Raw genomic sequence first — 15093 nt, 5'->3', positions numbered from 1 at the left:
GTTCTGACATACAGTCCCAAATTACCTGAATCGTGCACCTCAGGTAACTTGAATATTGATTTCTGTGTAGCCCGAATTTTTCCCTAAATCCGCTCAGATTTGTCTAACATCAACAAATAGAATAGCCGACCTAAGATAAGATGATCTCAGTTTGAAGCAGAGTGAGATTGCCTTGTTGCCACTACAAGCAAAAATTAACGAACTAATTGAATGTGTTTACCAAGGAAAGGGACACCAACATCGAATCAGTTTACCTATTGAACTTGATTCAAGTTTTTCTTTGCTTGATTGGTTAGAACATCAGCCTCATTACCCTAAGCTGTACTGGAAAGCGAGAGGCGGAAATATTGAAGCTGCCACACTAGGGCAAGTCTCCCAATTCCTATCTACTATTGATGCGCAAGTCGGGCTTAAGCCGAAGCAAAACATCTGGGTTGTTTCGAAGTTTGCAGAGCACGAACGACGTAGCGTCAATACTAAAACTCACACCAATACCAACATAAAACCCGAATCTTATTGCTTTCTTCCTCAAATAGAATTGATTCGAAATGACGACGATTGGACGCTAAGCGTTAATCTTTCCAGCGATATAAGTACCGCTCTGAACGCACTAGCCTCTTTGAGTGCCGGTTGCTCCAGCCTTTCCCGCCAGGTTCCTTTGCCTGAGCTCACCTTTGTTGAACATCAACCTACAGCAAAGGTATGGGATGGATTGGTCGATCGCGCATTAATCCAATTTCAAAGCAGTACATTGAAAAAGGTGGTTCTTGCTCGTCAATCAACATTTGAACAGACCCACACAATTTCCCCTTTTGCTTTCATTCGTTTGAGCCAGATAAAGAATGAGGGAAGTTATCATTTTGCATTTGCCATCGATGAAGAGAATGCATTTGTGGGTTCGACACCTGAGCGGCTATACAAACGTGTTGGGTTGGAGTTAGAAACGGAAGCCTTGGCAGGAACGGTAGGAAGAGGGAGCAGCTCTGAACAAGACTTGTCACTTTCGACTTGGTTGCTTAACGATCCAAAGAATCAGCGAGAGAATCAGCTCGTTGTTGAAGACATCGTTGGGCGTTTAGCGCCTCTTTGCAATCAAATTCAAATTCAGCAATCTCCTAGCATCAAGAAGCTTTCTAAGGTTCAGCATTTACGCAGGGTGATTAAGGCGGAAATATCGAAAAAATCGAGCGGTGAACCCATCCTATCCGTGCTTCAACCAACCGCCGCTATCGCTGGGCTACCAAGAGAAGAAGCGCTCGATTTTATTCAAAAAAACGAGCCCATTAATCGAGAATGGTATAGCGGCAATGTTGGTTTTTTTAATCGAGAAGAGGCTGAATTTTGTGTGGCTATCCGTAGTGCAAAAATCACCGCTAAACACATTCATTTTTATGCCGGAGCAGGAATTGTTCCGGGATCAGAATCAGACAGAGAGTGGCAGGAATTAGACAAGAAAATGTCAACGCTGCTGAGTATATTTAACACGCTGCCAGAAGTGGAGGTAGCATCATGATTGAACAAGCGAGTTTGAATCGTGTTTGGGCAACGCTGATCTTAGAAGAGTTAACCCGATTTGGCGTCGAAGATATTTGCATCGCACCAGGTTCGCGATCAACGCCGTTAACGTTAGAAGCCGATGCCAATTTGTCATTAAACCTTCATTGCCACTTTGATGAACGTGGCTTAGCATTTTACGCGTTAGGTTTGGCAAAGGCTTCCCATAATCCCGTTGCTATTGTGGTGACATCTGGTACTGCGGTGGCTAATTTACTGCCCGCAATATGTGAAGCCAACCTGACAGGGGAGAAACTTGTTGTACTCACCGCAGATCGCCCTGTGGAACTTATCGATTGTGGTGCAAATCAAGCCATCGACCAAATGGGCATTTTTTCCTCACATGCAAGAAAAGCCGTCAATCTTCCAAGTCCAAATACACGAATCCCTGCTAATTGGCTGCTATCCACTGTTGATGAGGCAATGCATTTTCAATCTGAGCATGGCGGTGTCATCCATTTCAATTGCCCATACCCCGAGCCGCTTTATAATGGAAATGAAGCAAATTTCGATGACCCTTATCTTCTTAAAGTAAAGCCTTGGTATGAATCTCGCTCTCCCTTAACCGGAGTGTCTTACTTTCATTCTCAATCCAACCTTTCACTTGGCTCTTTTAGCCCAGTCCACTCAATAGAAAGCAAAAAAGGCGTCGTGATTCTTGGTTCATTGAATTTATCTGAATCTCAAAAGGCGCTAGAGCTTGCGAAGTGCTTAGGTTGGCCGGTGTTCTGCGATCCGCAAAGTGGGGTGAGCAGTGAGTTTGCGCATTACGATCTCTGGCTAAAAAGCCCCGAGGCCAGTAAAGCGTTAGACGACTGTAATTTGATTCTTCAGTTTGGGGCGAGGCTCGTTTCAAAACGCCTATTGAATTGGATAGAAACACGCGGTGACCATTGTGATTATCAAATCGTTCAGCCTTATCAGCAACGACTGAACCCAAGCCATAGAGTACAGCATAGAGTTATTGCGGATGTCGGTTCTTGGTGTGAAAACGCGTTGACCGAAATAAGTCCATCAGACATTCAATATCACGGTTGGGGAGATAATTTAAAAAAAGTATCAGAAATCACTCAAAAGATTATTCGTTCTCACCAATTTGTAGCGTGTTCTGAAGCGGATTTAATTATGCGTTTATTCGACTACATCTTGGATGAACCTACGGTATTCCTTGGTAATAGTTTGCTGGTTCGATTGGTGGATATGCTGGCAAAAACACCTGAACTCGAAATCTATTCAAACCGTGGGGCGTCGGGGATCGATGGTTTGGTAGCAACGGCAGCAGGTGTGCACTCAGCCAGTAAAAATAAGTCTCTAGTTATGATTGGAGACACTTCTTTACTGCATGACCTCAATTCTTTATCTCTTTGGACTCATGCCAATGCTCACCCCTCAGTTATTTTGGTTTCCAATAACGATGGCGGTGCTATTTTCGATTTATTACCCGTGCCCAAAGAGAGAAAAAGAGCGCTCTATCAAATGCCGCATGGGTATCAATTCAAGCACGCAGCCATGCAATTCGGTTTGAGTTATGCGGCACCAAGTGATACTTCAAGTTGCATACAAGAAATCGTGAGCCATTTAGCGTCGGGAAATGGCACTTTGTTGGTTGAATTGATTACCCCTTCGGAGCAAACATCTTGCGAGTTAAAACCCATTACGGAAAAAGTCTGTAATGACTTAGGTAGCCAATATGCATTTAGGTAGTCAATGGTTAGCTTACCATGAAGCACATGTGAACCAGCCTGTAGTGGTGTTTCTTCATGGTTTTTTAGGCAATGCTTTTGATTGGCAAACCACTTCTAAGTATTTGAATGAATTTAACTGCTTAGGCATTGATTTAGCGGGACATGGTAGAAGCGCCACTGTTACGGCTGATAATTTTTCTGAAGCGTGCGAACAAGTAAATCGCACTCTGAAGATGAGACTGTCACAAAATACACCCATTATTTTGGTTGGGTACTCTCTGGGCGCTCGGATTGCGATGTCTGGCTTAGTGAACGGTCATTGGGATCGAGCCAATATTGTAAAAGTCGTATTAGAAGGTGGCCATTTTGGATTAGAAAGTGAATTGGAAAAAGATGCCAGATGGAAAAACGACCTTAAATGGGCGAAACGCTTTGCCAATGAAGATATAGAGCAGGTTTTGCAGGGCTGGTATCAACAACCAGTATTTAACTCATTAAATCATGAGCAAAGACAAAGTGTTATCAACCAAAGACGAAATAATAATACGGTCGGCGTATCGAGAATGTTATGTGCTACGTCATTAGCGAAACAACCCTATTTGCTGGACGAAATATTAAGGCACGATTGTGTTCAATACGTTTGTGGCGACAAAGATGAAAAATTCAAAACGTTAGCGGAATCAAGTGGGTTGACGTTCAGTTTAGTTAAAAATGCTGGGCACAATGTGCATCAGGAGCAACCTGCAGCATTTGCTCAAATTATTAATCAATGTGTGACTGAGTACAAACTTCAGTCATAACTTCCGGAGAAAACTATGGCAAGAACGGTCGGTATTACAGAAGAGGAGCTTTATGCTCCGGTTGAGTGGGTGAGCTCAAGTAATCGTTATGAAGATATTCATTACCATAAATCATCCGATGGCATCGCCAAAATTACTATTGCACGCCCCCAAGTGCGAAACGCGTTTAGACCACAAACGGTGAATGAGATGATTCACGCTCTGGCTGATGCTCGATACGACAATAAGGTCGGAGCGATCATCCTAACAGGGCTAGGCGAAGATGCTTTCTGCAGTGGCGGTGATCAGAAAATCCGCGGTGATTATGGTGGATATCAAGATGATGACGGCACACATCATTTGAATGTACTAGACTTCCAGCGTCAGATTAGAACATGCCCCAAACCCGTGATTGCTGCGGTAGCAGGTTATGCGGTAGGTGGTGGTCATGTCCTCCATATGATGTGTGACCTGACCATTGCCGCCGAGAATGCTCAGTTTGGTCAAACTGGACCGAAAGTTGGGTCGTTTGATGGCGGTTGGGGCGCATCTTACATGGCGCGAATTGTAGGGCAGAAAAAGGCTCGTGAGATATGGTTTTTGTGCCGATTCTACAATGCACAAGAAGCACTGGATATGGGGCTGGTGAATACCGTTGTACCGATTGAAGATCTCGAAAAGGAAACCGTACGCTGGTGCCGAGAAACATTACAACATAGCCCTATGGCACTGCGTTGTTTGAAAGCGGCATTAAATGCGGATTGTGATGGTCAGGCTGGACTTCAAGAGCTCGCAGGTAATGCGACCATGATGTTCTACATGACGGATGAAGGGCAAGAAGGTAGGAATGCATTCAATGAAAAGCGCCGCCCTGACTTTGATAAATTCCCTCGCAATCCCTAATTGGTTACTTAGGTAGCTTGAGTATATAACAACGTCATTGGCAAATTATGCCTAATAAAATCAATTTACGTGAAAGTAATTTGCCACTCAGTTAGGTAGGAAAAGGACAGTTCTATGCGAAATGTAAAGCTCTACAGATATCAGCTGGCTATGGATAGCGGGGTGATATTACGTGATCAAAAACTTCCTCAACGAGAGGGTTGGATTGTCGAACTTACCGAAGCGGGGAAAACCGGATACGGTGAAGTAGCACCTCTTCCGGGTTTTAGCCAAGAAAGCTTTGATGAAGCAGGAGAGCAATTACAACAAGCACTCGCACGATGGGCAAGTGAGGGAGCATTGAAATTAGATGACTTATTTCCATCGGTTGCTTTCGGGTTATCTATTGCTCAAATGGAATTGGCGGGTGGGCTACCTGAAAACGGCAACTACAATGTTGCTCCACTTTGTACGGGTGATCCAGACGAGCTACTGCCTATCCTTAGCCACATTCAGGGAGAGAAGGTAGCCAAAATCAAAGTCGGTCTCTACGAACCTATTCGTGATGGAATGTTGGTGAATCTGTTTCTTGAATCCATCCCTGATTTGTCCCTTCGTCTTGATGCCAATCGATCTTGGTCACCAGAAGAGGCGCGTAAGTTTGCGAGTCACGTTAATCCTTCATACCGACAACGAATCGCCTTCTTAGAAGAACCCTGTAAAAGACCAGGTGAAAGCCTAGCGTTTGCTATCGATACTGGTATTGCTATCGCTTGGGATGAAACGCTTCAACATGCAGTTAAAGAAGAGGGTTTTAAATTATCGGAACTTACCGGAGTGAAAAGCTTGGTGATTAAGCCGAGTTTGATTGGGTCGATTGAACGTTGTGCCGCATTGGTCAAACAAGCGGAAAAACTGGGTATATCCAGTGTGATTAGTTCGTCGTTGGAGTCCAGTTTGGGGCTAAATCAACTTGCCCGCTTGGCGCATTGGCTTACGCCAAGCAGTGTGCCGGGGCTAGATACCCTGAGCTTATTTACTTCACAACTTGAAGTCCCTTGGCCGGGTTCACCCTTACCCATCACATCGCTGGATTCCCAAGAGCTCGTATTTCAGTGTTAAAAACATGTAGCGGTTAAAAAGTACGTCAACCCACAGGACATGCCATTGCCAAACAACACGTTATTGCCAGAAGTTCCTTTACCGCAAAAAGCCCCTTTACCACAAAAAGACTCTTTATTGCGTAAATGGGCGAATTCTCGCTCAAACGAAATTGCGCTGGTGAATGAAGATGAAAATGTAACGTGGGAAGTGTTACTCAATAAGGTTATTGTTCGTAGCGAATACTTGCATGAAATGGGCGTTGCTGCTGGGGATGTGGTTGCGTGTGTTGGAAAAAACGATGACTTTCTTGTAGAGATCGCACTGAGTTGCCAAGAAATTGGGGCGATTTTTGCCCCAATAGCGTGTTCACCGAGAGAGGTCATCAATAAAAAGTTGGAGTCCATCACCCCTGTATTGGTGTTTGAACAGCAACCGTCAGGTGAGTGGGAGTGCCAAAAGCAGGATCGGCTTATTTCTCCGCAGTTACAGCCAGCCATTTCGAGTTTGATTTTCACATCTGGGACCACGGGCGATCCAAAAGCGGTTGCTCATACGGAGTCCAATCACCTTGCTTCTGCAACAGGGCTACTAAGTGAGTTTGAGTTTAAATGGGGTGACTCGTGGTTATTAAGCTTGCCTCTTTATCACGTATCAGGGCTTGCCATATTCTGGCGGTGGTTGGTATCAGGTGCGACGATGTCGATTCCTACGTCAAAAGGTTGGCTTCATGATTTGAGGTTTGTTACTCACGCGTCACTGGTTTCTACTCAGTTGAAGCGGCTTCTCGATAGTGGCGATTTGGGCTTACTGAAAAGAGTATTGCTCGGTGGTAGTCACATTCCAAGTACTCTTATTGAAGGTGCTCAAAACCGAGGTATCGACACTTGGATGGGGTATGGGCTTACTGAAGCTGCATCGACAGTGACGGCAAAGCGTACCAATCAAAAACTTTCCTCGGGTAAGGTTCTGCCATGCAGAGAAATACAATGTGTTGAGGGAGAGATTAGGCTAAGAGGGGATACGTTATCCAGTGGGTATTACCGTCAAGGGCAGATTAAACACCTACAAAATGAAGATGGTTGGTTTTCAACGGGAGATTTGGGTTACCTAGAAGATGACGAGTTGATTGTCGTTGGTCGTAAAGATAACCGATTTATTTCCGGTGGCGAAAACATTCATTGCGAAGAGATTGAAGCAGTTCTCAGTGCTCACATTGATATACGAGTCGCCATCGTCATTCCAGTTAAGGATGAAGTCTATGGTTTCAGACCAGTTGCGGTACTTGATACGGATTCGTTACAACCTAAAAAAGTCTATGAACGTACTCTGGTGAGTAAGCTTGAAAAGTTCAAGTGGCCGATTGAGTATCACTTAATGCCAAGCGATCCCCAAAAAAACGGGGGAGTTAAGATCTCTAGGAAATGGCTGGAAACGTGGCTTAGTGAACGAGCCTAAAAGCGATCAAGCATAGAGTTAGAACTAATCCAAACCAAAAGAGCGGCTTAGCCGCTCTTTTGAATTTTAGTGAGTACAGTTTTGGTCGAAAAAAGTAATATTGGTTAGCGCCAGTCACCGCGAAGTTCAGATACTTTTTCAAACATGTATTCTGTTGTGGCATCTTTTGGCTGAACAGGTTGACCTGCCTCAATCTCCACTTTGGACCAAAAGCGTCGTGGGAAACCATGGCACGCTCTACCATCTTTTGAACGGCTAAAGTAACTGCCCCAAAGCCCTTTGAGTGCCATTGGAATGACAGGGACTGGGGAACGCCTAAGAATCAAATCCATTCCGCGCATGAACGAATTCATGTTGCCGTCATTGGTCAATCGACCCTCTGGGAAAATGCAAACAACGTCGCCATTATTGAGTGCTTTTTTTACCTCATTAAATGCTTGGCGAACAGAGCGACTGTTAGTTCCGTCAATCGCGATAACGCCACCGTTCTCCAATAGTGTTTTAATCGGAGGGAAATGAGCGTATTCCTCTTCCATGACAAAACGTATTTGGCGTTTGCAAGCACCAATCATAAGTAGCGCGTCCATATAGCTGACGTGATTGCAGACAATCAAAGCCCCACCTTCTTTTGGTATGTTGGTCAGGTTCTTGTGCTTAACTCGATACATGGTGTGGGTGAACATCCACAACACCAATCGAGATAAGAACATAGGCACTTGCCAATACACGTAAGTGGCAACAAATATATTCAATACGGCAAGCAGTAAAAAGAGGGTTGGAATAGCCAGTTCGAGCACGCTAAGGCACACAATGCCCAACACCGCGCTACCCACCATGTAAATGGAGTTATAAATGTTGTTGGCAGCAATGATTTGGGCTCGCTCATTTTCACGCGCTTGGGTCTGCATCAATGTATAGAGTGGGACAATAAACAAACCGCCAGATGCGCCCAACATGAGTAAGCTAAAGAACACCGGCCAAAGCTCAGGGTAGGTAAGAAAGCTCGTAAAATCGTTGAACACTGGTAAAGATTCAGGAGTGAGCGTTGCCATCATGACGCCAAAAACGCTGATACCAAAGCTACCGACAGGTACGATACCGGGCTCCAACTTATGTTTGGATATACGGTCACACGCCATTGAACCAATAGCGATTCCAACTGAAAACAGCGCAAGCAAAAAAGAGACGGCGCTTTCATTGCCATTTAAGTGTAGCTTTGTGTAATTGGGGAACTGAGTGAGGTAGCTTGCACCAAGAAACCAGAACCAACTGATCGCCATAATGGCTTGAAAAACGACACGGTCACGTTTCGCTATCGCCAACGTGTTTTTCGTTTGTGAAATTGGACGCCACTTAAATTCGACATCTGGAGCGGTAGGGGCAGCCTCTGGGATAGAACGGCTTGCTACATAACCACAAAAAGCAAACCCGACAACGCACAGTGCCGCTACCGTCGTTGCATTATCAACTGACGCAATGACGCCAGCACCAAGGGTGCCGAGCAAAATAGCAAGGAAAGTCCCCGTTTCTACTAATGCATTTCCTGGAACAAGCTCATCGCGCTTTAGATGTTGCGGGAGCAAAGCGTATTTAACAGGGCCGAAAAACGCAGATTGCGTCCCCATCAAGAAGAGCAAAATCAGCAATATCAAGTAGCTTTCGGTTACGAAACCGATCGCGCCCAATGTCATGATGGCAATTTCCGCCAACTTCACTTTCCGTATATAGGCGCTCTTTTCGTATTTGTCGGCTAAGACGCCAGCGGAAGCCGAAAACAAAAAGAAAGGCAGAATAAACAAACCGGCCGCGAGATTTATAAACAGATTACTTGATACAGGAAGGGCTTCAGTTCCGGCGAAAGCAACAAATAACAACAAGACATTTTTAAAGATATTGTCGTTAAATGCGCCAAAAAATTGTGTGATAAAGTACGGGAGAAAGCGCTTTTGTGTCATTAAAGACGGGTGCTGTTTAGGCATTCAAATTCCTTATGCTTGCCAGTTAGCTAAATAGTTGGACAGTAGGTTGTCGATCAAAATTTTGCCATCGATTGGCGACGCAGAAAAAAATTTATCGTCTACGCTAAGCAAGGTAATTCCATGTACACCTGCCCAAAGAACTCGACTGGCTTCGACTACGTTCTGATCAGATCCTTCAGGGGTGATCATTTGAATTAGGCTCTCAAGCATGCCAGTCATTTTGTCTATTCGCTCTGACTGCCAAGTCGGTAACTCTTCCCCGTTCATCGTGTGCTGAAAAATGAGCTGCCAGCGATGTGGGTGTGCCAAAGCAAAATCGTGGTAACAATACGCCAGCTTATGTAGGGCATCAATGGGGTGTTGAGCATCCTCAACGGCTTTTTCTGCTTGCTGCGATAGCTCATCCAAAGTTTGTGCAACAGCTTGTAAAAGCAATAAATTATAATTGCCAAATACATTTACAAGAGTGCTAGGGACGTAACCAATCATGTTGGCAATCTTTCGGAGGCTGAGCTCGTGGTGAGGTTTTTCTTCAAGGAAAGATTTCACGTTATCAAGGGTAAGTGCTATCAATTCTTCACGTGTATGATCGTTACGTCTGGCCATGGTTGAATGTATTAAAATGAACAATGTTCATTATTTTAAGTGTCGCTTATATAGGGGTCAAGATGAGAAACACTTGTGAGCTCAAATTACTGAAATCTGAGCTGTACGGATGCGTATCTACGTACAGTTTTGTCATTTTTCAATGAATTGTACACTCTAATGATGATTTTGTTAGCAATATCCTGAAACACACATTTGTGTTGCACGTATTTTATTGTTAACAACTTGAGGCTATGATTCTTAAAGTACTTGTGTCGCCTTGTTTTTCGCTTGGGTTGCCCATATGTACGTACTGTTAAAATCAGAATTAAGAGAAAATAACGATGAAACGATTATTTGCGTTTGTCGCTTTATTGATGATTTCCGTCACCGCTGCACCGATTGCTGAAGCAAAGAAATTCGGTGGTGGTAAATCATTTGGTAAAAGCCACAAAACTGCGCCTGCTCCAAAACAGCAACAACAAAACACTAATACTGTCGGCAAAGATCAAGGTAAACAAACCAGTGGCAAAAAAGGCTTAATGGGTGGTTTGCTAGGCGGTTTACTTGCGGGCGGACTACTAGCAGCATTCTTTGGCGGTGCGTTTGAAGGTATCCAGTTTATGGATATTCTGATCATGGGATTGATTGCCTTTGTTATCTTTAAGTTGATGAAAGGTATGCTTGCCTCCAAGCAAGGCAGTATGAATCAACAACAACCGGCTTATTCTGGTGCAAACCGCAATACGTTTGAACCACAACAGCAGCCAAATGTTCATAACTTCGAGCAGACTCAGCCGTTATCTGGCGGATTTGGAGCTGCAGGTACAAGTGACGTTCCACACAATTACCCACCGGGTTTTGATCATGCTGCATTTGTTAATGGTTCTCGTGAGCACTACCGCAAATTGCAAGGTGCGTGGAACCACAACGAATTAGAAACGATTCGTGAGTACGTTTCTCCTGGTTTGTTTGATGACCTATCTGCAGAACGTGCAAAGCTAGAAGGTGAGCAACACACTGACGTTATGTACGTGGATGCTGAAATTGTTCGTGCAGATCACAATGCAACGTCTGCACAGCTTAGCCTTCAATTTAGTGGTCGTTACCGCGACGCAGCTGAAGGCGTAGAAGAAGACATCACAGACGTTTGGCACTTAGAGCGTGATTTAACGCAACCTAATGCACCATGGCTGATTGTTGGTATTCAAGCGTAACGTTTAATTTAGTTACTCTACAGACATAAGCCCCTTCCTCTTTGAGGAAGGGGCTTTCTTATTTGTGAAAGGTCGACTTTGTGAATGGTCGATTTATCAAAAGTTTTAAAATCAATTTGGACAGGTACAAAAAAACCGCCAGCAGGCGGTTTTTTGATTCTTGCACAGAATTAAGCGTCGGCTTCTTCTGCTTGTTTCGCCTGAATGGCAGTCAGTGCAACAGTGTAAACAATGTCGTCAACCAAAGCGCCACGAGACAAATCGTTAACAGGTTTACGCATGCCCTGAAGCATTGGACCAATTGAAACAAGATCCGCACTACGCTGAACCGCTTTGTACGTTGTGTTACCGGTGTTTAGGTCTGGGAATACAAATACAGTCGCTTTACCCGCTACCGGAGAGTTAGGTGCTTTAGAAGCAGCTACGTTTTCCATGATTGCAGCATCGTATTGAAGTGGACCATCAATAACCAAATCAGGACGCTTTTCTTGAGCAATTTTGGTTGCTTCACGTACTTTTTCAACGTCTGCACCCTGACCGGATGTTCCTGTCGAGTATGAGATCATTGCAACGCGTGGATCGATACCAAATGCAGCTGCAGAATCTGCTGACTGAATCGCAATTTCTGCCAGTTGCTCCGCGTTTGGATCTGGGTTGATAGCACAGTCACCGTAAACCAAAACTTGATCAGGCAGAAGCATAAAGAACACTGACGAAACAAGAGAAGCGCTAGGTGCTGTCTTGATAAGCTGAAGCGGTGGACGAATGGTGTTAGCCGTTGTATGAACCGCACCAGAAACCAAGCCATCAACTTCTTCGCGCTCTAGCATCATTGTGCCAAGAACCACTGTGTCTTCTAATTGCTCACGTGCAACGACTTCCGTCATGCCTTTGTTCTTACGCAACTCAACCAAGCGAGCAATGTATTTTTCGCGAACGACTGTTGGGTCGATGATCTCAACGCCGCTGCCTAAAACAACACCTTGCTGTTCTGCTACACGCTTAATCTCTTCTGGGTTACCTAAAAGTACACACTCGGCAATACCACGTTCCGCACAGATAGCTGCTGCTTTCACGGTACGTGGCTCATCGCCTTCAGGAAGTACAATACGTTTTGCAGCGCGACGAGCAAATTCAGTTAGCTGGTAACGGAATGCTGGTGGGCTTAGACGACGAACCGCAGCAGAGCCCTCGGTTAGAGTGTCAATCCAAGGGCCATCAATGTGGCTGGCAACGTGGTCGTTAACGAACTCAATTCGCTCACGGTCATCCGCAGGTACTTCTAGGCTAAAGCTTTGTAGGTTCAAAGATGTCTGCCAAGTGTTACCTTGTGCCTTGAAGATCGGCAATCCTGTTTCAAAAGCAGGTTTACATAGGTCAACGATTTCACTAGGGATATCGTAGCCACCCGTCAGTAAAATTGCACCAATCTCAACGCCATTCATCGAAGCCAAAGCGGCTGCAACGATAACGTCTGGACGATCGGCTGATGTAACAAGCAGAGAGCCAGGTCGGAAGTGCTCAATCATATTTGGAAGCGAACGTGCACAGAACGTGATGCTCTTGATACGACGGCTCGCAATATCGCCTTCATTGATGATGTCTGCGTTCAAGTGCTTTGCCATATCAATAGCACGAGTAGCAATCAGGTCGATGCTCCAAGGCACGCAACCTAGCACGCGAATTGGACTAGAGTTGAATATTTGCATCACTTCTAGGTTCGCTTGGTGCGCACTGTCTGCATCATCAAAGATTTCAGACAGATCAGGACGAGTACGACCAGCATCATCAACAGGAGCGTTCAGCTTGTTAATAATAACGCCAGAAATGCTCTTATTTTTTGTTCCACCAAAGTTAGAACAAGCAACTTCGATTCGCTCTTTTAACTGAGTTGGATTGTCAGTGCCTGGTGTCGCAACAAATACGATTTCAGCACCCAACGTTTTCGCAATCTCTGCATTGACTTGGTTAGCAAATGGATGCTTACGAGTCGGAACCAAACCTTCGATAAGTGTCACATCGGAATCTTTATTAATTCGGTTGTAACGCTCAACCACAGTTTCAAGCAGCTCATCCATTTTTTCAGCACCAATAAGTGCTTCAGCTTGGGTCATCGGCGTAGGATCGCCAATTTTCATGTCGCTATTGAAACTAACAATAGTTGACGTCAGATCAGGTTGGTCACCGCCGCTGCGTGGCTGTGCGATTGGCTTGTAGAATGAAACTTTAACGCCTTTACGCTCCATAGCGCGTAAAACGCCCATGCTAACACTGGTAAGACCAACACCTGCGCTAGTAGGGATAAGCATAATAGTACGTGACATAGGGGATTCCTATCACTATCAGGTAAATGCTTTGCGAAGCTAGGATGTTCCCAAAGCTGAAAATAAGAACTGGCTAAACGCACTCATCGGCACGTTAGCCAGTAAAAGTCAGTTTATTATAGACCTGCTAAACGCGCAGTGTCTTCAGCAATAACAAGCTCTTCATTTGTTGAGACAACCATTGCAGGGATACGGCTTTCTGCTTTAGTAATGGTGCCTTCTTTACCAAAACGTGCTTTTAGGTTTGCTGCTTCGTCAACTTCGATGCCGAATACGCCAAGACGGTTTAGAACCATTTCACGGATTGGACCAGAGTTTTCACCAATACCGCCAGTAAATACGATGGCATCTAGACGACCTTCAAGAGTTGCTGTGTAACCTGCAACGTATTTCGCTAGACGGTGGCAGAATACATCCATTGCACGTGTCGCTTCTTCTTTTTTACCGTAGTTGTCTTCAACAAATCGGCAATCTGAAGTGACTTCTGTAAGACCAGCAAGGCCAGACTCTTTTGTTAGCATGGTGTTGATTTGCTCTACAGAGTAACCAAGTGCATCGTGAAGGTGGAAGATGATTGCTGGGTCGATATCGCCACAACGAGTACCCATCACCAAACCTTCAAGCGGTGTCAGACCCATTGAAGTATCAACAGACTTACCGTTCTTGATTGCACAAACTGATGCACCGTTACCTAGATGGCAGTTAATGATGTTCAATTCGTCCGTTGGTTTACCCAAACGCTCAGCTGTTTCACGAGCGATAAATAGGTGAGAAGTACCGTGCATGCCGTAACGACGGATACCGTGCTCTTTGTACAAGTTGTACGGAAGTGCGTATAGGTAAGCTTCTTCTGGCATAGTTTGGTGGAATGCGGTATCGAATACAGCGGTCATTGGTAGGCTTGGGAAGGCTTTTTGTGCAGCCTTGATGCCGATGATTGCTGCTGGGTTGTGAAGAGGTGCTAATGCTGCACAATCTTCAATACCTTTAAGAACGGCATCATCAATCAATGCAGATTGAGTAAATTGCTCGCCGCCGTGTACTACACGGTGACCAATTGCTTTCATTTGATCTGCAAGCTCAGGCTTTGAAGCAAGAATAGTTTCAACAATGAAAGACAACGCTTCATCGTGCGCAGCACCATTACCTAGTTGTGCTTCGTGCTTTCCATCAAGTTTCCACTTGATGCGAGCTTCTGGAAGATGAAGACATTCAGCAAGACCTGTAAGGTGCTCGTCGCCGTTTGCTGCATCAACAATTGCAAACTTAAGTGAAGAACTACCGCAGTTTAAAACTAAAACTAGCTTAGACATGAGTGACTACCTGTTATTCGTCTGATAAAAGAATCAGTTAAGGATGAAAATCAATCGCAAGCATAAATGTCTTTTTGAAAAGACAAATTACGCTTGGTCAAAAAATACTTGAAATTCCGTATCGTTGGACGCATTGATACTTTAATCAACGCGAATACGCTTCCTTGCAAATAACACTCACGGTTGCCTAAATTGTAAATAACAGCAACAATGAGA

11 protein-coding genes are annotated in these 15093 nt (G+C 44.7%); 7 read left to right on the top strand and 4 right to left on the bottom strand.

What is annotated here, in order from left to right:
- Window positions 1–151: 151 nt before the first annotated feature.
- From Q8W40_RS02050 to menE, 6 genes are all read left to right on the top strand, one after another.
- Window positions 152–1513: an isochorismate synthase gene (locus tag Q8W40_RS02050; protein ID WP_305395666.1), complete on the top strand. Its 1362-nt coding sequence runs from the start codon at window positions 152–154 to the stop codon at window positions 1511–1513.
- Window positions 1510–3258: a 2-succinyl-5-enolpyruvyl-6-hydroxy-3-cyclohexene-1-carboxylic-acid synthase gene (gene menD, locus Q8W40_RS02045; RefSeq protein ID WP_305395665.1), complete on the top strand. Its 1749-nt coding sequence runs from the start codon at window positions 1510–1512 to the stop codon at window positions 3256–3258. Before Q8W40_RS02050 ends, menD begins: the two co-directional genes overlap by 4 nt.
- The gene (gene menH, locus Q8W40_RS02040) at window positions 3245–4039 is read left to right on the top strand and encodes a 2-succinyl-6-hydroxy-2,4-cyclohexadiene-1-carboxylate synthase (protein ID WP_305395664.1); all 795 of its coding nucleotides are present in this window, start codon (window positions 3245–3247) and stop codon (window positions 4037–4039) included. Before menD ends, menH begins: the two co-directional genes overlap by 14 nt.
- 15 nt (window positions 4040–4054) lie before the next feature.
- Complete coding sequence (menB, locus tag Q8W40_RS02035; protein ID WP_305395663.1) at window positions 4055–4921, top strand: 1,4-dihydroxy-2-naphthoyl-CoA synthase; 867 nt, start codon at window positions 4055–4057, stop codon at window positions 4919–4921.
- Window positions 4922–5035: 114 nt separating this feature from the next.
- The gene (gene menC / locus Q8W40_RS02030; RefSeq protein ID WP_305395662.1) at window positions 5036–6022 is read left to right on the top strand and encodes an o-succinylbenzoate synthase; all 987 of its coding nucleotides are present in this window, start codon (window positions 5036–5038) and stop codon (window positions 6020–6022) included.
- A 45-nt stretch (window positions 6023–6067) separates the two neighbouring features.
- On the top strand, window positions 6068–7459 hold the full coding sequence (gene menE, locus Q8W40_RS02025) for an o-succinylbenzoate--CoA ligase (protein ID WP_370693354.1): 1392 nt from the start codon (window positions 6068–6070) through the stop codon (window positions 7457–7459).
- A gap of 104 nt (window positions 7460–7563) precedes the next feature.
- On the opposite strand, the gene Q8W40_RS02020 is transcribed toward menE, so the two are convergent.
- Window positions 7564–9438: an MFS transporter gene (locus tag Q8W40_RS02020; RefSeq protein WP_305395661.1), complete on the bottom strand. Its 1875-nt coding sequence runs from the start codon at window positions 9436–9438 to the stop codon at window positions 7564–7566.
- Between the two features lie 9 nt (window positions 9439–9447).
- Entirely contained in the window at window positions 9448–10044 is a 597-nt protein-coding gene (locus Q8W40_RS02015; RefSeq protein WP_101113601.1) for a TetR/AcrR family transcriptional regulator, read from the bottom strand.
- Window positions 10045–10367: 323 nt separating this feature from the next.
- On the opposite strand from Q8W40_RS02015, the gene Q8W40_RS02010 reads away from it, so the two are divergent.
- Window positions 10368–11240, top strand: a complete 873-nt coding sequence (locus tag Q8W40_RS02010) for a Tim44 domain-containing protein (protein WP_101113602.1) — start codon at window positions 10368–10370, stop codon at window positions 11238–11240.
- Between the two features lie 170 nt (window positions 11241–11410).
- On the opposite strand, the gene pta is transcribed toward Q8W40_RS02010, so the two are convergent.
- Window positions 11411–13564: a phosphate acetyltransferase gene (gene pta, locus Q8W40_RS02005; protein ID WP_305395660.1), complete on the bottom strand. Its 2154-nt coding sequence runs from the start codon at window positions 13562–13564 to the stop codon at window positions 11411–11413.
- 116 nt (window positions 13565–13680) lie between these two features.
- Complete coding sequence (locus Q8W40_RS02000) at window positions 13681–14877, bottom strand: acetate kinase (RefSeq protein ID WP_305395659.1); 1197 nt, start codon at window positions 14875–14877, stop codon at window positions 13681–13683.
- Window positions 14878–15093 lie beyond the last annotated feature (216 nt).

This window comes from Vibrio penaeicida, from assembly GCF_030689305.1.
GTDB lineage: Bacteria > Pseudomonadota > Gammaproteobacteria > Enterobacterales > Vibrionaceae > Vibrio > Vibrio penaeicida_B.
Note: the sequence above shows the minus strand (reverse complement) of the source record. Positions and strands in the feature narration are given on the sequence as shown.